General features: G+C 50.4%; 21 protein-coding genes. 4 read left to right on the forward strand and 17 right to left on the reverse strand.

The features are described 5' to 3' along the window. Window positions 1-21 precede the first annotated feature (21 nt). The 8 genes from ACO08I_RS13380 to ACO08I_RS13415 all read right to left on the reverse strand — a co-directional run bounded on the left by ACO08I_RS13380 (window position 22) and on the right by ACO08I_RS13415 (window position 7,334). Window positions 22-411, reverse strand: a complete 390-nt coding sequence (locus ACO08I_RS13380; RefSeq protein ID WP_421949565.1) for a hypothetical protein — start codon at window positions 409-411, stop codon at window positions 22-24. A gap of 9 nt (window positions 412-420) precedes the next feature. Next, window positions 421-816 carry an anti-sigma factor family protein gene (locus ACO08I_RS13385; protein ID WP_044216884.1) on the reverse strand — a complete coding sequence of 132 codons (396 nt, stop codon included), beginning with the start codon at window positions 814-816 and terminating at the stop codon, window positions 421-423. Further along, entirely contained in the window at window positions 813-1,355 is a 543-nt protein-coding gene (locus ACO08I_RS13390) for an RNA polymerase sigma factor (protein ID WP_282777386.1), read from the reverse strand. Before ACO08I_RS13390 ends, ACO08I_RS13385 begins: the two co-directional genes overlap by 4 nt. Before the next feature lie 72 nt (window positions 1,356-1,427). Further along, a complete protein-coding gene (locus tag ACO08I_RS13395) occupies window positions 1,428-2,552 on the reverse strand; it encodes a PHB depolymerase family esterase (protein ID WP_421949566.1) in 1,125 nt (374 codons plus the stop codon). A gap of 39 nt (window positions 2,553-2,591) precedes the next feature. Further along, window positions 2,592-3,491: a glutamate--tRNA ligase family protein gene (locus ACO08I_RS13400; RefSeq protein WP_421949567.1), complete on the reverse strand. Its 900-nt coding sequence runs from the start codon at window positions 3,489-3,491 to the stop codon at window positions 2,592-2,594. Between the two features lie 429 nt (window positions 3,492-3,920). Continuing rightward, on the reverse strand, window positions 3,921-5,879 hold the full coding sequence (locus tag ACO08I_RS13405; RefSeq protein ID WP_282777392.1) for a histidine kinase: 1,959 nt from the start codon (window positions 5,877-5,879) through the stop codon (window positions 3,921-3,923). Between the two features lie 218 nt (window positions 5,880-6,097). Continuing rightward, window positions 6,098-6,241 carry a hypothetical protein gene (locus tag ACO08I_RS13410; RefSeq protein ID WP_160213662.1) on the reverse strand — a complete coding sequence of 48 codons (144 nt, stop codon included), beginning with the start codon at window positions 6,239-6,241 and terminating at the stop codon, window positions 6,098-6,100. Between the two features lie 337 nt (window positions 6,242-6,578). Beyond that, on the reverse strand, window positions 6,579-7,334 hold the full coding sequence (locus ACO08I_RS13415) for a LytR/AlgR family response regulator transcription factor (protein ID WP_044216890.1): 756 nt from the start codon (window positions 7,332-7,334) through the stop codon (window positions 6,579-6,581). A gap of 406 nt (window positions 7,335-7,740) precedes the next feature. On the opposite strand from ACO08I_RS13415, the gene ACO08I_RS13420 reads away from it, so the two are divergent. Next, window positions 7,741-8,568, forward strand: coding sequence for an ion transporter (locus tag ACO08I_RS13420; RefSeq protein WP_421949568.1), 828 nt, complete (start codon window positions 7,741-7,743; stop codon window positions 8,566-8,568). Window positions 8,569-8,570: 2 nt separating this feature from the next. Here ACO08I_RS13420 and ACO08I_RS13425 read toward each other — a convergent pair whose 3' ends face one another. From ACO08I_RS13425 to ACO08I_RS13440, 4 genes are all read right to left on the reverse strand, one after another. Further along, the gene (locus ACO08I_RS13425; RefSeq protein WP_421949569.1) at window positions 8,571-9,464 is read right to left on the reverse strand and encodes a universal stress protein; all 894 of its coding nucleotides are present in this window, start codon (window positions 9,462-9,464) and stop codon (window positions 8,571-8,573) included. A 3-nt stretch (window positions 9,465-9,467) separates the two neighbouring features. Continuing rightward, window positions 9,468-11,054, reverse strand: a complete 1,587-nt coding sequence (locus ACO08I_RS13430; protein WP_282776354.1) for a BCCT family transporter — start codon at window positions 11,052-11,054, stop codon at window positions 9,468-9,470. A 111-nt stretch (window positions 11,055-11,165) separates the two neighbouring features. Continuing rightward, the gene (locus ACO08I_RS13435) at window positions 11,166-12,656 is read right to left on the reverse strand and encodes a SusD/RagB family nutrient-binding outer membrane lipoprotein (RefSeq protein WP_421949570.1); all 1,491 of its coding nucleotides are present in this window, start codon (window positions 12,654-12,656) and stop codon (window positions 11,166-11,168) included. Window positions 12,657-12,733: 77 nt separating this feature from the next. Then, complete coding sequence (locus ACO08I_RS13440) at window positions 12,734-16,090, reverse strand: SusC/RagA family TonB-linked outer membrane protein (RefSeq protein WP_421949571.1); 3,357 nt, start codon at window positions 16,088-16,090, stop codon at window positions 12,734-12,736. A 113-nt stretch (window positions 16,091-16,203) separates the two neighbouring features. Between ACO08I_RS13440 and ACO08I_RS13445 the strand changes: the two genes are divergently transcribed. Both ACO08I_RS13445 and ACO08I_RS13450 read left to right on the forward strand, forming a co-directional pair. Beyond that, window positions 16,204-17,298, forward strand: coding sequence for a transporter substrate-binding domain-containing protein (locus ACO08I_RS13445; RefSeq protein ID WP_421949572.1), 1,095 nt, complete (start codon window positions 16,204-16,206; stop codon window positions 17,296-17,298). 85 nt (window positions 17,299-17,383) lie between these two features. Beyond that, on the forward strand, window positions 17,384-18,136 hold the full coding sequence (locus tag ACO08I_RS13450; protein WP_421949573.1) for a DUF547 domain-containing protein: 753 nt from the start codon (window positions 17,384-17,386) through the stop codon (window positions 18,134-18,136). Window positions 18,137-18,141: 5 nt separating this feature from the next. Here ACO08I_RS13450 and ACO08I_RS13455 read toward each other — a convergent pair whose 3' ends face one another. The 5 genes from ACO08I_RS13455 to ACO08I_RS13475 all read right to left on the reverse strand — a co-directional run bounded on the left by ACO08I_RS13455 (window position 18,142) and on the right by ACO08I_RS13475 (window position 23,199). Then, on the reverse strand, window positions 18,142-19,635 hold the full coding sequence (locus tag ACO08I_RS13455) for a hypothetical protein (protein ID WP_421949574.1): 1,494 nt from the start codon (window positions 19,633-19,635) through the stop codon (window positions 18,142-18,144). 126 nt (window positions 19,636-19,761) lie between these two features. Continuing rightward, on the reverse strand, window positions 19,762-20,523 hold the full coding sequence (locus ACO08I_RS13460) for a zinc ribbon domain-containing protein (protein ID WP_044216901.1): 762 nt from the start codon (window positions 20,521-20,523) through the stop codon (window positions 19,762-19,764). Window positions 20,524-20,572: 49 nt separating this feature from the next. Continuing rightward, a complete protein-coding gene (locus ACO08I_RS13465) occupies window positions 20,573-21,625 on the reverse strand; it encodes a Nif3-like dinuclear metal center hexameric protein (RefSeq protein WP_421949575.1) in 1,053 nt (350 codons plus the stop codon). Further along, a complete protein-coding gene (gene rfaE2 / locus ACO08I_RS13470) occupies window positions 21,625-22,113 on the reverse strand; it encodes a D-glycero-beta-D-manno-heptose 1-phosphate adenylyltransferase (protein WP_282775370.1) in 489 nt (162 codons plus the stop codon). The genes ACO08I_RS13465 and rfaE2 overlap by 1 nt, the downstream gene beginning before the upstream one ends. A gap of 3 nt (window positions 22,114-22,116) precedes the next feature. Then, the gene (locus tag ACO08I_RS13475) at window positions 22,117-23,199 is read right to left on the reverse strand and encodes a lysylphosphatidylglycerol synthase transmembrane domain-containing protein (RefSeq protein WP_421949576.1); all 1,083 of its coding nucleotides are present in this window, start codon (window positions 23,197-23,199) and stop codon (window positions 22,117-22,119) included. Between the two features lie 138 nt (window positions 23,200-23,337). Here ACO08I_RS13475 and ACO08I_RS13480 point away from each other — a divergent pair, with 138 nt between their 5' ends. Continuing rightward, window positions 23,338-23,814, forward strand: a complete 477-nt coding sequence (locus ACO08I_RS13480) for a hypothetical protein (RefSeq protein WP_282775372.1) — start codon at window positions 23,338-23,340, stop codon at window positions 23,812-23,814. The last annotated feature ends 63 nt before the right edge of the window (window positions 23,815-23,877 follow it).

The following is a 23,877-nucleotide window of genomic DNA, read 5'->3' on the forward strand; positions in this document are numbered from 1 at the left end:
ATGATAAAGGCGCCACGGGGTTTAATCCCGCTGCCGCCTTTTTTTAGGATGGCCATCCCGCATCTCAAAACGTCGGGAAAACCGATTTAATTTTTCAACCTGCTCTTCAGTTAGCAAGGGTTTTATTTCTTCGTGCATTTGATCAATCATCGCACGGCGGTCAACCCCGAAACGATGGTGTATGCTGTCAATGCGCACACCGTAGCGTTGCACGATGGGGTCAAGCGTCTTTTGCTGCTCCGGAGTAGCCTGTATGCGCCGGTACAGGAAGTCTTCAAAACCACCTGCTTTGCGCATCCGGGCCACATCGTGCATGCGGTCTACGACCATACTCCGGTGGGTGGCCCAGCCTCCTGCAAATCCGGCAGCAAGCAGTAAAAACCCAATCAGTAAAAGCTGTAGTCGGCTCATGATTATAGATTAATAGGCCTGAAGTAAAGTGACGGCATCTTCCGGTGCCAGTTCGCTCACACCTACCAGAGCATCGGGAGAGAAACTCCCTGCCGACCAGTAGACACTGCCCCCCGCCAGAAGTATGACCGCTATGCTTGCGGCAGCAGCCCAGTACAACCATCGGACCGGTACACGATCAGCAACGGTTTGCTTTACTTTTTGCATAACTGCATCTGTAAAGGCTTTACTTTCCGGCGCTGGCATAGAACGGAAAGCCTCGCGCAGCTTCCGGTATTGACCTGCCTGCTGACGCAGCTCGAAGGAAGTACGCAGTGCCTGTTCCAGATCAGCCCGGTCTCCATCGTCCAGTTCTTCATCGAAAGACCGGGCAAGTAAGCCCTGATAATATGCTTCGTCTTTCATAGCCATGGTTCTAAAATTAATCTTAATTTCTGCTGTGCCCTTGCCAAACGTGAGGCTATAGTGCCCTGTGGCAGCCCCAGAATATCAGCGGTCTCCTTTACGGAATACCCCTTCATCAGGCGCAAGGTGACTACCGCGCGAAACTCAGGGCCAAGCTGTTGCATCGCCTGCTGTAGTGCATCCTGTAAATCCTGACGCTCGGGCCGGGCTGCAGTATCTTCCACCTGCAGCTCCGGGCCATCTGACCGGGTAAATGTGAGCCAACGCCCTTTGCGCTTACGCCTTTTCAGCTCATTCAGGGAAAGGTTAATCGCAATACGGCTGAGATAAGTACTCAGCTTCGCATCTCCCCGGAAATCCGGCAGCGCCTGATGCAGGCGGATAAAAACCTCCTGTGCCACATCGTCCGCCTCCGGTACCGCTCCCAACATGCTGCGTGCCATTGCCCGCACCTGCCCCTGATGCTGCTCAACCAGCAAACGGAAGGCTTGGGTATCGCCTCTTTTGGCGCGTTCTATGCAGTCATTGGTTTCGGGCATGCAGCTTTTTTCGGTTGCTTTCATGGGTCAGACAACCTCAAGTCCTGTTTTTTTCCCTGCCGCTCCATTTTTTTATTGCCGAAGTAACTGACCTATGCTAACTGCCCCGCCCTGCCGGGCTCTCACCCAGTAAACACCCGTGGGTAAAGCAGACAAATCGAGCGTGACATGGCGGTCTTCTATAAGCTGACGAATGACAGGCCGACCGGCAGCATTTACAACCATGAGCTCACCTCCTGATTCGGGAAGGATGACCTCTGCCTGCCCGCGGGTTGGATTAGGGAAAAGCGCTAACCGGACGGGCTCAGGGTGGTCCGCTGAAGAGGAAAGCCCACTGACGGTATACCGGGAGAAGAAATGCCAGATCTCGGCACTACCATTGATATCCTGATTTGTCACACCAATAGCAAAAGGCGAACCCGGCCAGGTATGACCGCCACCATTAATGCGGTAATGCCAGACGTCGCCCCGATCCGCGCAGCCTTCAGATTCGATAAACGATACGGTAGAAGCATCTGTACTATTAGTATTGGGTAGCTCAGATATCGCAGCATCTCCGTCGCAGCTGTTGTTCGCGTTCCAGAACGCCAGGAGCTCCTCAATAGAAATCGCCAACAAGGGCTGTCCTTCATAGGGGACAGTAGCATCCTCTGTACCATGGATTTCCAGGACTGGCACCGGCCGGCCGGGCACACACTCGCTAACGTAGGCTGGTACCATACTTCCGGTCACTGAGGCAACAGCAGCTATACGGTCGTTAAGTTCACAGGCCAGGCGGTAGCTCATGAAGCCACCATTGGACATACCGCAGGCATATATCCGCTCCGGGTCGATTGAGTACTGACCTGCGAGGGTATCAATCAGGGCACTGATAAAGCCCACGTCATCAGCGGTGCTCCCAAATGTCCAACCCACATTCCAGGCATTGCTGATGCCATTGGGATAACAAACGTAAAAGCCAGCAGTATCTGCCACAGGGTTCATCTGAGCATAGGCTTCCTGCTGAAAAGCATTGGAACCAAAGCCGTGAAGATTGAAAACTAAAGGGCGCGCCCCATCAAAGGAAGAAGGCGGAACCCGCAACCGGAAGTCGCGTTCCTGACCATCAAATTCAAAACTTCCGGTAACAGTTTCCTGAGCCAGTAGCAGGCTGACTGGCAACAGCATACACAATAAAACGGGTATCCAATTTTGCATAAGATTGAAAGATTTAGGTTTCCCGTCAAGATAGGCCTTTTAGGATAAGCGGGTACTTTTTACAAGCATCTCTACCAATTCTTCAGGGTTTTCAGCACGCTCGGCCAGCCCCAGCGCTACAGAAGCTTTGCGAAACAATACCGCCGGCGACGCCCCCGCTTCCCGCCAAGCCTGCAGCGACCCTGCTCCTTTGCTTTTGGAGAGTTTTTCCCCATCTGTCCCTTTGAGCAGCTCATGATGCCAGAAGACCGAGTGCTGAAAACGGGCTACACCAAGCAGTCCGGCCAGATACAACTGAGAAAGTGTAGATGCCCATAAATCAGCTCCACGCACGATAAAGTTGATCCGGAAGTGCTCATCATCAGCCAGAGAAGCGAGTTGGTAGGCTGGAAACCCATTCTTTTGGCGCACCACAAAGGCGTCAATTTCCTGCAAAGTGACCGTTTGCTGCCCTTCGCGCCACTTATTGACCTCAACGGATTGCCCCGGCTCCGGAGGCAGGATGCGCCATGCTGTCTGGGGAGCATTAAAGCCTAATTCACGGGTAAGGCAGGTGCCGGGATAACTGCCATCCGGACTAAGTGCCTGGATTTGCTTTCGGCTACAGGTACAGGCAAACAGTTGCCCTTGTTGCCTTAGCTGCTGCAGAAAGTGCTGGTAATAGTCCAGCCTGGTGTGCTGTGACCAGTGAGAAAAAAAGTGATCTGCGCCGGTTGGGCCTTCATCATAGTTCAAACCTAACCATTCCAATGTCCTGAATATATCTTCGACGAAGGGCTTACGGGTACGCGCTTTGTCAAGGTCATCTATACGAAGTACGACATGCCCGTTTTTCGCACGGGCAACAGCCCAGGTCATAATAAAGGACAGCCCGTTGCCGGGATGCAACAATCCGCTGGGCGTTGGGGCCAACCGGGTACGCAAAGGTGCAGAAGTCATGGTGCATGTATTTCCCGGAGTTTTTCCGCTGGGCAGTAAGAAAAAATGGCCCGCACTGGTATATCCATCATCCTGACGGGCGCCCAAGGGGCCAACTCCACAAAAAAACTCCTACATCAGGGGAGACTGAATGTAGGAGCACTAACATACTATGAGAAAACTACACGGTCAAATTTAAGAAAAGCTAATAGGTGAACAGAGGGGCAATTAGAAAGCGGGAAGGCTGGAGGAGATTAAGGTGCAGCTGGGATAGAAAATGGCATAAAAAAACCTGCACCGGTGTTGGGTGCAGGAGGTTCAAACAAACATACTATGAGAAAACTGTTAGCAAGATAAGGTTTTGCATATGTCTTTGGAAGCACCTTTCCGGGTACGGTCCGTTTGGGCCCGTTAATGGCAGGGTTAAATTATCTAACGGGAGGAAGCGGCCTATAAAGAGGAGGCAGACTGGGACGATGGGCTGACCTTGATCTCAAGGATAGGAATCTTGATTTCTACCCGGGTACCTAAAGGCAGGCCGGTCTCGGGGTCTCTGAGGTCATGCGTATGCACGAAGACCTCCTCTTTCTGGGCGTTATTATTGTGTAGGATGCGAAGCCGGTTTTCGGTAATGCTTGTCCCCCGGGAGCGGTGGTTCTGATAGCGGGGGTCATTCATCTGAAGTTGTAGTGCTCTGTCCCGGCCAATACCATTGTCTTCCACCCGGCATAAGATGGTTTGCTCATCAAACAGAAAAAAGAATACTTTGATCAGCCCGTTCTCCCGGGTACGCAGTCCGTGCTCTATGGCATTTTCAACGTAAGGCTGAATGATCATTGTAGGCACACAGAGGATGTCTTCCTCTATTTCTTCATCAATAATGATTTCGTAGCTCAGCTTATGCTCAAAGCGGAGTTTTTCATTGATAACGAGGTACTGCTCCAGGAACTCAATTTCATCCTCCAGAGAAATCACTTCCAGATCTGAGTACTCCAGGCTTCGCCGCATGAGCTGGGCAAACTTGGCCAGGTATTTTGTGGCCGAGTCCACATCGTGAGAGGTGATGTAGTTTTGAATAGAGTTCAGGGCATTGTACATGAAGTGGGGGTTCATCTGGGCGCGCAGTGCCTTTAGCTGCAGGCGCGTGGCTTTCAGCTCAAGCAATTCAGTCTCCTGCCGCTTCTTTTCCGCCTCATATTTGGCTTCCACTTCGCGCTGTTTACGCTGGTCCACATCTTTATGATAGCGCTCTATATACTCATCGTGCTTGCACTGATACTGATAAGCCAGTTTATAGTCCGAATGCCGGGCGTGAAAGGCGGCCAGTTCCTTACAGATATTGGCGATTTGCTGGTAATCCTCTGTTTTTTCCGCAAAATGGAGTGCCATTTCCAGCTGCTTCAGGGATTGCTCCGCATCGTTCAGTTTTTGGAAGATTTCTCCCCGCCACAGGGCTACGTTGGAGAAGTTTTTGTTGTTTTTTTCCGGCTTTTGTGAATAGACCTCATGAGCAAGATCGAACAGCTCAAGTGCTTTTTGATACTGATCGCGTTCCATATAGCAGAAGCCAAGGTTGGCATAGGCATTGGCACGCGCATCTTCGCTGGCGTCATCCGCATTTTCCAATGCAAGCCGGAAGAAGCCTTCTGCGTTTTCCTGCTCCCCCTGCGCCATGTAGCTTTTACCGACACTCAGGTAGTGCCAGGACAAGCGGGTACGAATGCCCATCTGTTCGCACATTTCCACCACCTTCCGGCGTGCACGGATACTTTTTTCAGGCTCGTCGTTGCCTTCATAGATCTGTCCCAGCCCGGAATGGATGAGCGTGAGAAAGTAATAATCCTTCAAATCCAACGGCGACTGAAGCATGGTGATCATCTTATCAGCCTGCAGCAACATTTCGATGGCTTTAGAGTAGTTGCCGTAGTGGAGCTGCAGGAACCCTTCCCGGCATATCAGTCGGGCTTTCAGGCGTTCACTCGGAAAGGTTTTCAGGATTTTCCCCGCTTTGGTCAGGTAATCGTGCGCCCGCTCCATGTCTGTCTTATTGATACACAGGCCGGCATAGTCAATATAGACTTCTGTCTGCTGGTTCACCGTTCCTCGTTCCTGCAACATAGCCATCGCAGTTTGATAATGGAACTCTGCCTCGTCGTAGTCGTACATCTGATTTTTGATCGTAGCTTCGTAGAGGTGATAATTCAGCAGCAGATCGGGCGTTTCGATGTCCCGGAGTATTTTGTAAAGCTCCCCGAGGAGTTCTTCGGCACGCTCGATATTGGAAAACACGTAATGGGCGATCAGCTTATCCAGCAGCACCAGCCGCTGCCTGGGGTCCGGTTGCAGGTTGAGCTTATTCTCCAGCTGCTGTACATTAACGACACGTTGTTCGGAGGCTTCGATAAACATAATAAAGAAATGTAGGTTGCGATAACCTTATAAGGAGCGGTTATCAAAAGGGGTAAATTCCAATAGGGCACCTAAAATGCAGGCACACCAGTTTAGAGGTTCATCTTCGTAAGTTCGGAATGTTTCAGAACAATTTCAACAGAAGACAAATATAAAAAATGGCTATGCCTAAGTGAATAGGTATAGCCATCTCCAGAAGGGGGTAAATATTTTGAAAATTACTGAGGGACTATGCCGCCACAGCCTTTATTCCAATTTTTCTTTTTACCCTTTTTACCACCGACGATCTTTTTCATATCCTCTTTTTTGATCGACTTTAGCTCCTTCTTAATGTCATCGAGGTTCTTCTTTGATCTTCCCATAGTAAATTAGATTTTCTGCACGGGCTTTTAATAACATAAGCATTATCACTTGCCTGTGCGTCCGTAAAAGTAAAAAAACAATCCAATGCACCGAAGCATTGTGGCCGTAAGCTTGATATATTTATATCTTGCATAGACGGCTTTCCTATGTGATTGCTCTTCACACCAGACAAGACAGGTGCTTATGCGTTTGTAAATCGTTAAGTGTTTTGTGTAGATCTGTTATGGGAATCCTATTACAACAATACAAGGACCTCAACCGCTACAAAACGTAATGGTTGAATTTGAGTGGTGTCTGTTCTGTTGCTCAATATTGAGCGGCAATGGCAGGACAGGCTTAGAGCCCCTCTTGCAACCTTTTCATTCTTTCCATGAAAGCTGGCCGGCGGCGGCGGGAAACTTCTATCTGAATATCATCATCCATGACGAGGTAGCCACCGTCTCCCTTGACGAACTTCCGCATAAAATTTAGGTTGATCACGTGGCGTTTGTGGACTCGATAGAAATTGAAGGGTGCCAACAAATCTTCGTAGGCCTTGATGGTCTTTGAAGCTGTTATGCGCTCTCCGCTTTTAAGATAAATATGAGTGTAGTTGTCTTCTGCTTCGAAACGGACGATATCTGCGATGTTCACAAAATAGATACCATCCAGAGCAGAGATGCTCATCTTAGTGAAAGCGTTCGGATTATTGTAGTAGCTGTTAAATAAGTCCAGCCTTTTTTCTACTTCTGAGTCTTGCCGCAAATGTATGCGGGAGACTGCCTCCTTAAGCGCATCCGGGTCAATAGGCTTAAGTATGTAGCCTATCGAACTGTATTCACAAGCCTTGACAGCATATTCTTCATAGGCTGTTACAAATATTACTTCAAAGTCAATGGGACGAATTTGGTTCAGTAGCTGGAAAACCAGACCATCCGGCAAGCTAATATCCAAAAATGCCACATCCGGAGACTCCTCCTCTAAAAGTGCGGCACCTTCGCTAATCGAACCTGCGTCTCCAATAACGTTCACCTGAGGACAATGCTCTTTGAGCAGATTTTTCAGGTTGTTCAGCCCTTTGGCTTCATCTTCAATTATTATGGCTTTGAACAAGGCTATTTTGTTTTAGCAGTTAAAATACTAACAGCCCCAAATGCACTTTCAAATATACGACTATTTTCGATTAATTGTTACACCAATTTAAAATTGTGGCGTATTAATCTTAAAAAAAGGGGGCCTGACACAATAAATAACTTTTGCAAAGATAGATTATAGGTTTCGCAATATAAATTATAGCTGGCACTTATTTCCTGCTCGCTGTTAGGGATTTGTGCTACGACTATCCGGATGATACCGGTAACAGAGTGCCATGGCCCTTGATTTTGGCCAGGGCACTCCTGCCTGATCATACTCCAAAAACTAACTTTCAGCACCTGGTTGATGAGCAGATGTTCCTGTTCCATTTTCAAAATCACTCAATAAGCCCTAATTTAACGGCAAGCATTAACGCCACTATTACATGCCGCAGTCTGAATCTTCCACATTCCGGGACAAACTTCATGAGATCATCTTCGAAGCAGATACGCCCGAGGGGAAAGCTTTTGATGTCATCCTGCTGATCCTTATTGCCGCTAGCGTATTGACAGTAATGCTGGAGAGTATAGAGCCCCTCCAACGCCAGTATGCAACCTTATTCACTGTAGTGGAATGGGTTTTCACAGTCTTTTTCACCATAGAATACCTGCTGCGCCTCTACTGCGTGCTTCGGCCCATGAAGTACGCAACCAGCTTTTTCGGCATTATCGACTTATTGGCTATTTTGCCATCCTACCTGGCGCTGTTTCTGCCTACAGCCCAGTATTTCCTGATTATCCGGGCCTTTAGGCTGATCCGGATTTTCCGGATATTCAAAATGGCGCACTTCATCAACGAAGGAGATATTATCATACAGGCGCTGCGGGCAAGCCGGGCTAAAATAACAGTTTTCCTAACTTTCGTCTCCCTGCTCGTGATTATCATTGGCGCACTGATGTACCTCATTGAAGGAGGGAGCAACGAAGGTTTTTCCAGCATCCCCCGGGGTGTCTACTGGTCCGTAGTTACCCTTACTACCGTTGGCTACGGCGATATCACCCCCCGTACGGAACTGGGCCAATTGATCTCGGCCGTTGTCATGATCCTGGGCTATGCCATTATTGCGGTACCCACCGGCATCGTCTCCGCCGAGTTTGTCAAAGAGTACAAGAGCGGCAAGGCCAATACTCAGGCCTGCCGCTACTGTGGACAGGAAGGGCACGATCATGATGCCATACATTGCAAATACTGCGGTGAGCAACTGAACCCCTGAGTTTACCGGACAATCAATACCGGGATATGGAAATCGAAGTTCAGTAATTGTATGGCTGTGCTGCCCAGCAGCATGGCCGGAATATTGCTGCGCCCCTTGGACCCGATGATCACCAGGTCTTTACTCTTTTGAATAGCAAAATCGTATACCGCCTGAGCCGTAGTGCGGTCCTCACTGTACGTAAAAACACAGGAAGTGTCCTGCAGTGGCTCTGGCAGCCCCCGCCGAAAACGCTTATACTGGTCTTCTGCCTCCTCTTTCATAGACTTCCGGAACCCCTGCACCGGGATGAAGGGAAAATAGTGCATCGGAATGGTATATACATGCTGGCTCGTCAGTACGCCCTCTACCGAATCTTTAATCCGTTTGCCTGCCAGTAGGGCCCGCCTGGACACCTGAGAAAAATCAATCGGTACAAGGATACGCTCCATATGGTGCGGAGCCGTTTCCGGCACAGCCAGCAGATCTGATTTCAAAGAAGCCTGCCTAAGGACTTTTTCGGCCACCTGCCCGGAGCCCTGATAGGATAGTTTTTTGCCGACTACGATCAGCTCCGCCCCCTGGGCATTAGCGGTTTTTACAATCTCCTGAGCAGTAGAGCTGCCTTCTGTGACCATAACTTCCCAATCCACATCTGGCATCTTGCCGCTATTCTGCTGCAGGAAGTGAGTATCAATGTTTTCTTCAATTTCTTCACCAATGAGCTCCGAAAGCGGACGCTCCAGCTCTTCCAGAAGAGATTCAGCTTCTTCAGGATAGTCAAAACGGATATTGTGCTGAAAACAGATCCGCTCAACGCCCGGAAGCGCTTCGCACAGAAACCGGGCATAACGCAGCATAACCTGGTCCATATCCGTAAGGTCCAGACCCAATAATATTGATTTGTAGGCAACCATAGGCTAATCGACTTTATTTTTTTTCTGCCGCTTGGCAATGAGTTCAGACAAAACCTGCCGGTAGGATTCCCGTTCCTTCAGCTGTTTTTGCTGTTGCATATCTTCAAATTCCCTGGACAGCCCTTTGTACAAGCTGTAACACATTACAAACAGCAATAGCGTAAATGGCAGACCGGTAGAGATCGCAGCAGTCTGAAGGGCTTTCAAACCGCCTCCTAAAAGCAGGGTGGCTGCCACCGCACCCTCCGAAAGGGCCCAGAAAATACGCTGCCCCACTGGCGCGTCCAGTTTTCCACCGGAAGTGATGCTGTCAATCACCAGCGAACCGCTGTCTGAAGAAGTCACAAAAAAACTGGTCACCAGCAAGATACCAATAATAGAGGTGACAAAACTCCACGGATACTCTTCCAATAGTACAAACAAGGCTGTAGCTATATTTTCATTCACAGCCGTGGCTATATCTCCTATTCCATTCAACTCGAGAAAAAGGGCAGACCCCCCAAAAACAGACATCCACAAAAACGTCAGTAAAGATGGCACGAGCAGTACGCCCAGGAAGAACTCCCGCACCGTACGCCCCTTCGACACCCGGGCGATAAACATCCCCACAAATGGGGACCAGGAGATCCACCAGGCCCAGTAAAATACAGACCAGTCGTGCTGCCAGGTGGTACCGGCATAGGACTCCGTCCAGGCACCAATGGAAATCAGCTCCTGCAGATAAGCGCCGGTATTCTGAATAAAGGAATCCATCAGGAATACAGTAGGCCCCAGGATAAGCATGGCAATCAGGAAAATCAGCCCCATGCGCATATTGAGTTCGCTGAGCACCCGTACGCCTTTGTCGAGCCCCAACACAACAGATACCGTAGCTGCACCCGTAATCGCAGCGATCAAAAAGACCTGCATGGAAACCGTATCCGGCGTGTCAAAAAGGTGGGCCAGCCCAGCCGAAACCTGTTGCACCCCAAACCCAAGGGAAGTAGCCAGCCCAAACAGCGTGGCCACCACGGCTACTACGTCAATAATGTTCCCTATAGGCCCGTGAATACGGTCACCCAAAAGTGGATAAAATACCGAGCGTAGCGTCAGGGGCAGTTTTTTATTGAAGGTAAAAAAGGCGAGGGACATACCAACGATAGCATAAATAGCCCACGCATGCAGCCCATAGTGAAGAAAGGTAAACTTCATGGCATCCTGTGCGGCAGTAGCAGGATTGGTGGCACCACGCGGAGGATTGGAATAGTGAAGAATAGGCTCTGCCACACTAAAAAAGAGCAGCCCGATCCCCATGCCCGCAGAGAAAAGCATCGCAAACCAGGCAAAGGTGCTGAAGTCAGGTTTGGCCTTGGGGCCGCCAAGCCGAATCTTCCCCATCTTGCTGAATGCGAAGTAGAGCGAAAATGCCAGGAATATATTAACAGCCAGCACCAGCAGCCACCCGGCATTAGTGGTGATCCCGGCAGTGGTTTTTGAAAAAATCTCTTCCATGGGCTCCCCTATCCCCAGCGTCAGCCCAATGAAAATCAGAATGATGATAGCCGAAGGATAAAAAACCGGGGCGTGGATGTCAAAATACTTCTTAGACATAAACCTGTTGGTTGCAATGATTAAAGACTTGCCCAAAACACAAGTGTGCCACCTCTCCTTACCAGAGGTGGCACACGCGCATCTAAATTCAACGCTCTGCAATGAGTGCATTTACTGCACCAGCCACATGGAAGCGTTTTGGGAGTTAGAACCGCCAAGGCGGTCGACTGCAGCATTGTAATTCGCTTCGTTCAGGCTGATCTCCTGACCAGGGTAGAGGAAACGGAGGGGCAGTTCGTCATCATTGACATTGGCGCAGGGCGGATTGAGAAATGGGATACCGTCCCAGCTCATGCCACTTTCATGGTACCAGCGGCGCAGCTCAAAATAGGGCTGCAAGCCGTGAAAAAATAATGCGACCCACTTCTGCTCCCAGATGTCTGTGACTTTTTCGTATGCGACACCGGAATTGTCATAAAAGTCTTCAAAGGAAGACCACTGCGTAGAGGACAAATCGACCTGATGGTACTCCATGGAAGCGGCAATACCGTTACGGTAGTGGCTTTCCACATCGCCGGATATCCAACCTTTGGCAACTGCTTCTGCCAGCAGGAATTCTACCTCAGCATAGGTCATCATAATTCCTTTTGCCAGATCGATGCCCAATTGGCTTGCCGTTGTTTGTGAACCGTCCACATAGTAAGCAGCACCCAAACGGGAGCCTGTTTTACTACAATCATCGGTATTATTGCCGTTGTCCGCACCATTAAAAGCGCCTTCCGTGGTGTACATATCGTTGTCCGGCCGTGCATAGCGGAACAGACGAGGGTCATCGTAATCTGTCAGGTGGGCTACGAGGGTGGAGCTGATCGCCACCGCATCAAAGTCACCTGTTTTCAGGGGGATCAAAGGAAATTGATTGGGGAAAGCGTTGAGGTACGTCAGAGTGGCGTTGTCGTCGTTGCTTTCCATAATATTGCCACCGTCCACGATAGCTGCAAAATCAGCTGCTGCATTATCCAGTTGGTTACTGGCAAGCATCAGGAGCTGCAAACGAAGGGTATTCGCAAATTTCTGCCACTTGGAAGCGTCGCCATTAAAGATCAGGTCGCCGGCAATAGAGCCGCCGTTGGAAGAGGACAACAGATTGCTTGCACGCTCCAGCTCACTCAGCAGGTCCGCGTAGATTTCAGGCTGCGGGTCATACACCGGTGTGAAATTATCCTGCAGCCCGCTAATGGCCTCGAAGTAAGGCACATCGCCATAAGCGTTCGTCAGTACGGAGAAAATCCAGCTGCGCAGGACGATTGCCGCACCTTCGAGGTGGGCATTCTCTGATTCAATCGCAATTTCTTCCACAGCATACACATCAGTCAGGCTGCCGTAGAGCCCTTCCCATACGGTTGGGAAAGCGTTCCAGTTATAAGCATCTACCTCATTCCGGAGGGTCTTGGCGCTCAGCTGCGCGATGTTATTGCCCAGGAGGAAAGACTCTTCAGTGGTGGTATTCACACTGTTTCGGATAGCCGAAGCCATGAGCACGTCGGGAGAAACTGTCGTCGGCTCGTTCGGGTTTTCGTTAAACTCGTCAAATTGCTCGCAGGAAACCATGAACAGCCCGGCCAGCACTAAGAGGAGTGATATAGATTTGAAAAATTTCATAAATGTCTTTTTTGTCTTGAAAAATAGGGAGGCAGGAAAGCCCTTCCTCCCCCGAATGCGTTTCAAGCTTTTTTTAGTTAGAAGCCCAGGTTGAGAGAGAAACCGAAGCTTCTTACAGATGGCAGCTGCGTACTCTCAAAGCCATTTACAAATAAGCCGTTCCGGATGGAGTAGGTCTCCGGGTCGATAGATGGCACATTGGTAAAAAGTAACAGGTTGCGCCCTACAAGTGAGATGCTGGCGTTGGCGATGCCTGCCGATTCCAGCACACCTGATGGGATGCGGTAAGAAAGGCTCACCTCACGGAGCTTCACATAGGTAGCATCGTAAGTTGCGGCTTCAATATTGTCACGGTTGAATCCGTTGCCATAGTAGTTGTAGAAATAACCGGTGTAGCCGGCTCCACCTGGCTCTACGGGTACGTCGTTAGGCACGTATTCCGGATTTTCATCCGTACCGATGTTCTTCACACCTGACCCTATTACCCCCCCGGCTTGCTCAAGGGTGTAAACAGGGGCGCCATTGGCATCGTAGTCTACACTGTAGACCGTACGGCCCTCTGTTGTGAGCAGGTCAAGGTGTGGGTCATCCTCGTTGGTAATTGTACCACCGGTATTCATAAGCGCATGGGTACGGGAGTAGATGTTACCGCCTATCTGGCCGTCAAACAGGAAGCCAAAGCTGATGTTCCCAAAGTTCAGAGTATTGTAGACACCGATACGGGCATCCGGCTGGAAAGACCCGGCAGACACTTTCTCTTCTGTGAGCAGTGGCAGTCCGTTTTCGTGAATAATCTGACCATCATACTGACCGCCTTCCACCCGCTGGAAACCAAGGCCATAAAGCTGGCCGAGCAATTCGCCTTCCTCAGCAACGTACTCCAGGTCTGCGCCACCTTCATCCCCGGGGAATACATCGGCGATAATGCTGTAACGCCCGCTGGTGATAATGTCCGGCAGGCTTTCCACGATAGCGCGGTTGTGGCCTACGTTCAGCATCACGTCCCAGCTGAAGTTGCGGCGCTTTACCGGTGTGGCACTCAGCATCAGCTCGATACCCTCGTTGCGGATTTCGCCACCGTTGGTAAGGCTGAAGTCGTAACCACTTGTTGCCGCAACAGGCAGGGTGATCACCTGATCGAAGCTAAGCATGTTGTAGTATGTCGCGTCCAAACGCAGGCGATCATTCAGGAACCGAACATCCACACCTACTTCGATGGCACGGGTACGTTCGTTGGTCAGGTCCGGGTCGGCTACGGTGCGGTTGGTTGTGAAAACCGATGTGGCACCAAAGGCAGCCTGTGGCGTAAAGGTGTTACCGAACGAATAAGGCGGTGCACCATTACCGACTTCTGCGTATGCTCCTTTCAGCTTCAGGAAGGAGAGGGCAGAATTAGCACCAAGGTTGAGCTTTTCGCTCAGTACAGCACTCATCGAAACAGAAGGGTACAGGAAGTCGTAATCTGATCCATCAATCCCCAGTTCAGGGTTCACCAAGGTACTGTTCCAATCCTGCCGAAGCGATGCATCGAGGTAAAGGAAATCGTCAAATGAAATGGTCGCGATACCAAACAAGCTGTTGATACCGGTAGTGGTTTTCTGAGACTCTACCAAAACACCGGAACGAGCATTGGCAAGGGTGTAAATACTTTCGCTCGTACCTGCAAACTTGAGCTCCGGGTTGTTGGCGACCAGGAAGTTGGCGTTTTGCCGCATGATGTTGCCACCAAGCTTTACATCAAGTGCGAAGCGGGAACCGTTGCCCCGGTCGGTATGATAACCGATCAGTGCCTCAGCATTCGTCTCTGTAAAGGAGATTTCATCCTCGCGATAGCTGCCATTCTCTCCCGGTGTGGCCTTGGTGGAAGGTGCCCGGCGGTAGGCCCGCTCATCATCTACTACGTCTGCACCGTAGCGCAGGCGGATATCAAAGTTATCATTCAGTTCATAAGACAGCTGCAGGTTACCAATGACACGGTTGCTGCTGAAGCTGTTGGTATTTTCATTGGCAACAAACCAGGGATTGTTTACCCAAAGGTCCTCCACATAGCGCTGCTGTACGCCTTCGAGGCCAGGCTCCCAGTAGTCGCGCAAGTCGTCAATAGCTACCTGCCGCGGATACCAGAGCCAGCCGTACATCACGGAAGAAGACTCATCGTAGCCGGAGTTCGGCACATTATCAGAGCCGGAGCGCACGTACATAGCATTCAGGCGCACATTGAGGCGGTCGTCAAAGAGCTGACGGCCAATGCTCGTCTGAAATGTATTACGCTGCAGGTTGGTATTAGGTACGATCCCACGATTAGAGGTGTTCGTGTAGGAAAGTCGGAAATCGCCATCCTCTGATTTATTGTTGATCGCGATGTTATTGATGCTGGAAATGCCCGTACGGAAGAAGTTGCGGATATTGTCTTCAGCTGGCGTAAACGGAGCAGGTTGCCCATCGGAGTTGAACTGCTTGATCAGCTGCCCGTTCATGCGCGGGCCCCAGTTCTCACCATACGCCTCGTAGTATTCTTTATCGCCGATGTAATTGGTACCATCAATGTAGCTGTACTTGCCACCACCACCAAAACCAAATTCATTCTGGTAGTTGGGCAGCTTCAGGATGGTCTGAGCCATAGTTGTGGAGTTAATTTGCACACCCCAACCCTCTGCATCTTTGCCCGTCTTGGTTTCGATCAGGATCACACCGTTTGCGGCGCGCGAACCATAAAGTGCAGATGCGGCTGGCCCTTTCAGTACATTAATGGAAGCGATATCGTCAGGGTTGACGATCTGTGCTGCGTTACCAAAGTCGATGGTGGTAGAGCCGTTAAGGCCATCATCAAAGCTGTACAGATCGTTGGTAATTGGAATACCATTGACCACGAATAGTGGCTGATTATTGCCCAACAGTGATGCTGCGCCCCGAATGTTAATATTGGAAGATGCGGTTGGGCCAGCGGAGCTACCTGTCACGTATACACCGGATGCTTTACCCGCCAGGGCGTTAGTGACGTTGGTCGGCTTGACTTTTGCAATTTGCTCAGCACCCAGCTTTTGGACCGAGTAGCCCAGGGCTTTCTCTTCCCGCTCGATACCAAGGGCAGTTACCACTACTTCGTCCAGCTCAATTTGAGAGCTCAGCTCAACGTCATAGGTATCCCTGCCATCTTCAATAGCAACCTCTTTAGTGCTAAAGCCAACATAGGAAAAGACGAGGACTTCCGCATCTTCAGCGATCGGCAGCTCATAGGCGCCGTTGAAATCCGTCACGGTACCTTTTATCGTCTTTTTCACGTAAACGTTGGCACCAATGAGAGGCTCCCCTTCATTATCAGTTACAGTACCAGTAATGGTTCTCCCACCCGCTTGTGCCAGCATGGTGCTACTGCATACGAACAGCAGGACCAGCCCAAGGAAGTGGCGAGTCATTTGTAAAGTACGATTCATAAAACTAGTGTTTAATTAAGAATAAACATGGACCAAGCAGTGTGCTAAACACACCACTTTTATTTAACTTAGAAACTCGTATTGCTTATTTTGGGCACAAAAATCGAAAATAAATGACAAACAAGCACATTATTACGTACTTAATATTCACATTTGCTTTTTTATCTACTTCAAATGGGCAAAAAACCACCCTTTATTTAGATAGCTTGTCAATATTAAAGGTAGGTGTAAAAGAGTCCCCACCTTTCCTGTTTAAAAAAAATACAAACCGCTTTGAGGGTATCAGCGCCTGGCTATGGGAGCAGGTGGCATCTGAACTCGGGCAGGCTTACGAATTACAGGAACTTACCCTTAGCGACATGCTGGATCAGTTGGAAGCCGGAAAGCTTGATATAGCTATTAATCCGCTGACAGTCACCAGTAGCCGCATAGAACGGATGGAATTCACGCAGCCGTTTTTCGTTTCTTCTTCCGCCGTGGCTACACACAGCAGCAGCGGCTTGCATAGCGCCCTGGCTTTTGTTAAAAAATTCTTCTCTGTGAATTTTATAAAGGCAATTTTTGTGCTGTTTATTGTCATTTTCATTTTTGGTTTCATTGCCTGGCTGTTCGAGCGCAAAGCCAATCCGGAGGAGTTCCCCGATGGCTGGCAGGGCATGTGGGAAGGCATATGGTGGTCGGCCGTCACGATGACAACGGTAGGCTACGGCGACAAATCTCCACGCTCACTTGGCGGCAGGATCGTCGCGCTGGTATGGATGTTTACGGCCATTATTATCATTTCCGGCCTTACGGCAAGTATCGCTTCTTCCCTAACGGTAAATCAGCTGAGTGGCGACATTGAAAGCTTACAGGAATTGCGGCAGCATGAGGTAGGTTCTGTGGCGGTTTCAGCCAGCCTTCGGTTCCTCGAAGACAACTATGTGCCTGCCCGGCCTTACAATAATGTACAGGCAGGCCTGGATGCACTCGAATCCGGAGAGATTGATGCTTTTGTATACGACGAGCCCATCCTGAAGTACGAAATCCTTAGCGGCAACCGCACAGAGCTACAGGTTCTCCCCTACCGCTTCAATACACAGTACTACAGCTACGGCCTGCCCAAAGGCAGTGCTTTGGCGGACCGGATTAACCCCATTATGCTCAGCGTACTGGAAAGCAGCCGATGGCAGGCGATCCTTTCAGAGTATGATTTGAAGGAAGAGTAGTCCCGGACCGGACATTTAAGAGGAGCCGATATGCAGTGGTGCTAACTTTATGCCAAAGGACGCGTTATGACAATAAAACCCGTCCATGCGTTATTGCCTGCTATTTGTATTTGCCGCCTTGCTTAGCGGTTGTAAAGTCAGCGACTATGCTTCTGATTCCAAGCCCATTGACCACCGCATCTGGGACAGCCTCCTCCAAAAGCACGTGACCGCAGAGGGGTTAGTCGACTATCAGGGCTTCCTTGCCGATAGCGCACGCCTGAACAACTATTTAGACCTGCTGCGGCAGCACCATCCCAACGACAAGCACTGGTCCCGGGACGAGCGCCTGGCATACTGGATCAATGCCTATAATGCCTTTACGGTAAAATTGGTGGCCGACCACTATCCTGTGGAAAGTATAAAGGACATCAAAAACGGCATACCCTTCGTGAATACCGTTTGGGATATCAAGTTTATTGAAATCGAGGGGCAGACTTATGACCTGAATAACATAGAGCACGGTATCATCCGCCCAAAATTTGAGGAGCCCCGTATCCATTTTGCAGTCAATTGTGCTGCGCGGTCCTGCCCCAAACTGCACAACCGGGCTTATACGCCTGAAACACTCGATGACCAACTCACACAGGCAGCCGAAGCCTTCCTTGCCGACGAGAGCAAGAATAAGGTGAGCCCAAATTCCGCGAAGCTATCCAAAATTTTCACCTGGTACGGCGGCGACTTCAAAGCGGGTGGAATGTCAATTATCGAGTACATCAATCGGTATGCGCCGGTAGAGGTCAACGCGGACGCAGAAGTTTCCTACCTTGAGTACGACTGGAGCCTGAATGAACAATAGAAACCTTACTGTTCCAAACGGGTAAGGCCTGCTTTGGCCTTTTGATGAAGGCCAACGCGGTATTCTTCGGGCTTGAGGCCCAGGCAGCGCTCGTAGGCTGCCCTTGCCTGGGTGCGCTTTCCTTGCTCTTCGTAGATAATGCCCATTTGCAGGGCGGCATTGCAAGCGTAAAACCACGGAGAATCAGCGCCCTTGTCCAACGTCAGTTGATAGTGCCGCAGGGCTTCCTCATACCGGTCCATACCGTGCAGCAACCGGCCCAGGCGGTAGAAATACTCCAACTCATGGACCCCCTTAAAGCTATCTGTAGCTTGTTTGGCCAGCAATTGGTAGCCTTTTTGGAAATATCCTCCGTCGAAGAGAAGGCGGGCGCGCAGTAAGTCGAGATTCGGTACGATGCCGGATTCCGCCTCCTGCTGGGCATTTTTGTCGCCCCCGGCTACCGAATAGCCATGGGCAATGCAATTAAGCATATGCCTTTTATAGCCTGCTTCGTTGCCATTGATCAGAGATTGCCAGCCGAGTTTCTGGTAGGTTTCCTTAATGAAGTTCCGCCCGTTGTAGGCGCTCAGGTAGGCTTTGAAGTACGGGGCAGCATCCCGGTCCAGCCGGCGAAGCTTGGACAGCCCGAGCATATAGTCCAGGTAAGGAAAACTGAAGTAAGCGCCGCTCTTCGGGTACAGCTGCAACAGCTCTATGGCCTGATCATTACGACCGGTCCGCATAGCCACATGCGCCATCACAAAGCATTCTAAAGGGCTTTGCCGGGGCGAAAGGCCCGCTTTGTTGACGGCCTGCCATGCGGTATCCCCCTTATTTTCGAGGTGCAGTAACAGCAGCGCGTAGAGTACCTTGGTTTCCTTTTCAAAAACGAAGTCGTGGGCCTCCGCGTACTTCAGCACCGTTTCCACTTCGCGCCGCCCTTCTTCGATAGTACCTTCCAGCCCGCCCAGCAGTTTGACGCCCCATTTGTAACTATCCGGAATAGTGCCCACCATGGCATGAAGGATGCCCAGGTCCTTCTTATTGGGCATAAAGTCGGGGTACAGGGCTTCATTCTCTTTCAGGAGCTTATAAGCTTTGCTCACTTCTGTAAAAGCGCCAAGGTAGTCTTCGAACCGTAAGCGCACCAGGGCCCACTGCAACCGGATATCAGCTTGTACGAAACGGTAGTAAGGCGAGTTGGGATTGCCCTTCTCCACAATCGTGGCGAGCCGGCGATCGCGCTTCACTTTTAGCTGCTTGTACTCCTCTTCGTTTTCATTGATGTACAACTTGAAGAAGTCGATATAATTCTCAATGTGGTGTACTATGAGATTATCCGGTTCCTGCAGGCGTACTTTGGCCAGCAAGGCATAGGCTTCTCCAAACCGGAGGTCAGTAGCTTTTTCATAGGCGGTTTTAGCATCCGCAGTGAAATGGAAATACTTGCCCGCTGCGCAGCTCAGGGAGGTGGCCAGGAAAAGCAAAACGAATATGGAGAACCGGAGGGCGTGCATATCATTTGGTTTGGCACAAAGATAACAGACATTAAGGACATCAGCAGCGCAGCGCATAAACGGAAGAAGCCCCGATAGCACAAAACAGGCTTATCGGGGCTTCTTCAACAATGAAAGACCTCAGGGCTATGCCACTTCTGTCTCCCCGGTTACTTCAGCAGCAATGGTGTCATCCACCAAAACACGGCTGCAGTGCTCGCAGGCGATAATTTTTTTCTGCATCGCAATCTCCAGCTGCAACTGTGGCGGGATCATATTGAAACAGCCACCACAGGCATTCCGCTCAACGGTCACCACGGCCAGGCCATTGCGGTAGTTGGTGCGGGTGCGGTCGTAAGCACGCAGGAGGCGGTCTTCGATCTTCTTACGCCACTTTTCAGCTTCCTTGCGCAGCTTCTGCTCTTCCTTTTCTGTCTTCTTGATGATTTCCTCGAGTTCTACCTTCTTGGTCGCGAGGTCCTTGGACTTGCGGTCGAGGCGTTCCTGATTAGCTTCCAGGGTTTCGGCCTTGCGCTCCTTGTCTTTTTCCACGCCGCGGATTTTCTTTTCAGAAAGCTGGATTTCCAGGTTCTGCATTTCCAGCTCCTTCATCAGAGCGTCGTATTCGCGGTTGTTCTTTACATTATCCAGCTGTGTATTGTACCGCTCAATCAATGCTTCCGCCTCCTTGATGTTGGCGCGGTGCTTTGAAATTTCTGAGTCAAACTCAGCGATGTTGTCCGTCAGGCGGTTGATACGGGTTTCCAAGCCGGCAATTTCATCTTCCAGGTCGCTCACCTCTATCGGCAGCTCCCCCTTCAGGATTTCAATCTCATCAATCTTGGAATCAATGGTTTGGAGTTCGAATAAATTTTTCAGCTTCTCCGCAACAGTGGGTTCTCCTGCCATTATTTTATATCGATTTAGTAGTGATCAGATGAAGTAGTACTGCATTATACTACAAGTAATGAACGGGATTCGTTGTGACTTCCGTGCAATAAGCGGCAAAATTACTAAATTTCTGAGAAATAATCTCCTGCAACAGCTGTATTGTAAATTGCTCACTTTCAAAGTGCCCGATATCTGCGATGATGATTTGCCCGTCTGCATCGAAGAATTCGTGGTATTTGTAGTCGGCTGTGATAAAAATATCCGCACCCTGCCCCTTGGCAGCTCCCAGCAGGAAGCCCCCTGCACCGCCGCAAACGGCTACCGTATTAACGGGCTTACCCAATAATGCGGTATGCCGGATGACATTGACATCCATTGCTTTTTTCAGGTGCTTAAGGAAGGCTTCTTCCTTCATAGGCTTTACCAGTTGGCCAACCATGCCGGAGCCGACAAGCGCACTCTTATTCTCAATGCTGCTCAGCTCGTAGGGCAGTTGCGCTTCCGGAACGCTATCCCGGAGCGCCCTTAGCACGGCCGGTTGCTGACCGGAAGCAAAGAAGACTTCGAGTTTGACCTCAGCGCCCGTTTGTCCGTCCTGCGTACCTACGCCAAGCGAGGCATAACTTAGCCCTTTTTCATGGTTTAGCGTGCCTGCACCGGCTGCAAAGAGGGCTTTACGAACCACATCGCTATACGCCGGAGGCACATAAACGCTGAGCTTCTTCATCACCGCTGCCGGGGCCAGAATGCGGGTATTTTCCAACTGCAGTTTTTCTGCAATCCGGGTATTAACGCCCTGATAATATACGCTGTCGAGATTAGTATGAATAGCGTAGATCGCAATATCGTGCTTAATGGCCTGTATCACCACCCGTTCCACATAGTTGCGGCCAGTCAGGCTTTTCAATCCCTTAAACACTATTGGGTGATGAGCGACAATCAGGTTGCAGCCTTTTTCGATCGCCTCTTCCACAATCGCTTCCGTAGAGTCCAGGCAACAAAGCACGCCTTTCACTTCTGCGCCTTGGTCCCCTGTGATCAGCCCGGCATTATCGTAGCCAGCCTGATAGGATGATGGAGCTATTTGTTCCAGGTACTGAATGACATCGCGTATCTGCATTAGGATGAATTTCTGATTTTTGCTTCTAAAGAGGTCGTCGAGTAGCCTTCAATATAAGGTAAAACGCGCACTTCGCCACCATTTTGGAGCACGGTATCGGCACCGACGATGCTACTGATTTCATAATCGCCTCCCTTGACCAGTACATCAGGCTTGAGCAGCTCAATAAGCGCCGCCGGGGTATCTTCTTCAAAAGGGACTACCATATCTACAAACTGCAGTGCGGCCATTTGCCACAAGCGGGTGGTTTCATCGTTGATAGGCCGGTTAGGGCCCTTCAGCCGCCGTACCGAATCTGCTGCGTTGAGCCCGATGATCAGCACATCGCCCAGTTCCCGCGCCTGCGCCAGGTAGTGGATGTGCCCATAGTGCAGGAGGTCGAAGCAACCATTGGTAAACACCACCTTTTGGCCTTGCTGCTGCCAGGCGTCCCGTTGCTGCGCGGCACCTGCCCGGTCCTTGATTTTCGCTTTGATCTTCTCAATCATAGATTATGCATTAGCGGTCACGATCTGCTCCCGGTCACTGCCCGGCTGATAGTCGCGGTTGAGAACAGGCAGGAAGACCAGGGCGAGGATACCCACCAGGACGTTGCAGCCCAACTGAATCGAAAAGAAGGCAATATTCGCCCAGGAGAATCCATCTTCTCCACTGATACCATACATAGACAGTGCCGTTTGCGCCAGGAAGTGGTAAGTGCCCATACCACCCGGCGAGGGGATGACCACGCCCCATCCTCCAAATACGAATACGGTAAGCCCTGCTACGGCCGGCAGGCCCGCTGTAGGCGCAAAGGCAAAGAAGCAGAGGTAAGTCATCAGGTAATACATAAACCAGATGTTGATGCTATGGAAAAGGAACCACCAGGGTCGGTCGAGCTGACGCACCGTCTGCAGCCCTTCCCAAAAGCCGAGCGCCAGCTCACGGATTTTCTTATAAATTGCCGTTCGGGACAGCGGCTTGTGGAAAAGGTACAATACTGCCATGCCCAATACCCCTACACCAGCGGCCATAGCCATCAGGTTGCCTAAATTTGCCAGCTTGCCGAGGTCGGCTTTTTCATTGACAAACTGCCAGATAGTATCATACTCCAACAGAAAAGCCAGCCCGGTGACCAACAGAATGCTGATGACGTCAATAATCCGGTCAACGACAATGGTCCCCATGACTTTTTCCAGCGGGATTTTTTCATATTGAGCCAGGGAAGCCCCCCGGACGACCTCGCCCATACGTGGCAGGCCCAGGTTGGCAAAATACCCCAGCACTGTAGTCAGAAAGGCATTGATAAAACGGGGCGTGTAGCCCATTGGCCGGATGAGCATACTCCAGCGGATCGCACGGCTTACGTTGCTCATCATAAAGGCAATAAGGACCATCAGTACCCAAAAGTAGTTGGCCTCCTGAAAGTCCGTGACTACTTTTTGGAATAAACTGCAATCCTCAGCCGAGATGCCCTTGAGGGCGCATTCTTCCTGATAGGCGGCATTTTGGCTCCGGTACACCAGGTAGAGGATGCCCAGGCCCAGGCCTAAAAACAACAGGAACTTCAGAATATTTACGAGCGTCTTTTTCAAAGGTCGTATGGTTGATGGTAGGCGCAAAGATAGGGGACTGTCCCTAAATGGCAAAGCCCGGCTGCCACGGGAAAAAACTATTGAAGCTCAACATTTTACAGCTGATCCGGTTTTATCGCAAATTAAAGATACTTTCCCATGAAGCTCCACCGCCAAATCCTGCCCGTTTTTGGGTTTCTGGCCACCCTGGGCCTGTTATTTTCCCCACTTATTGAAGTGCACACTTCCGGGGATATTCCACGTAATCTGATCATCTTCGGTACTGATATCACCGGGGACACCCAACAACTCAGCGGGCTGATATTCGCACAGGACTTCCAGTTCTACAGCCTGATGGCTCTGCTGATGAGCTGGCTGGCTGCCATTTTTTCCCGAAAGCAAATCCGGGTAGTTGCGCTTTCGTTCGGCATTTTCATCATCAGCATGCTGCCTGCATGGTTCATGGTGTACGTGGAAGACATCATCAAGCATCAGGTCGACGGGCCTCTCGAGCATCAATACCTCTATGGTTTTATTTTTGCAGGTATCGCCCTTTTCTGCGGCACCTTCGGGATTATTCAAACTCAGTCCAGGCCACCACAGCCGGCTGCCCAGATTCTGGACCAGGGGATTTAACCATCCTTTAGGAAGAATTTCTTGTTGAAAAGCAGTAAATTACGGTACTTTGCGGCGCAATTT

Origin of the sequence: Phaeodactylibacter xiamenensis, assembly GCF_965229835.1 — a bacterium.
GTDB classification, from domain to species: domain Bacteria; phylum Bacteroidota; class Bacteroidia; order Chitinophagales; family Saprospiraceae; genus Phaeodactylibacter; species Phaeodactylibacter xiamenensis.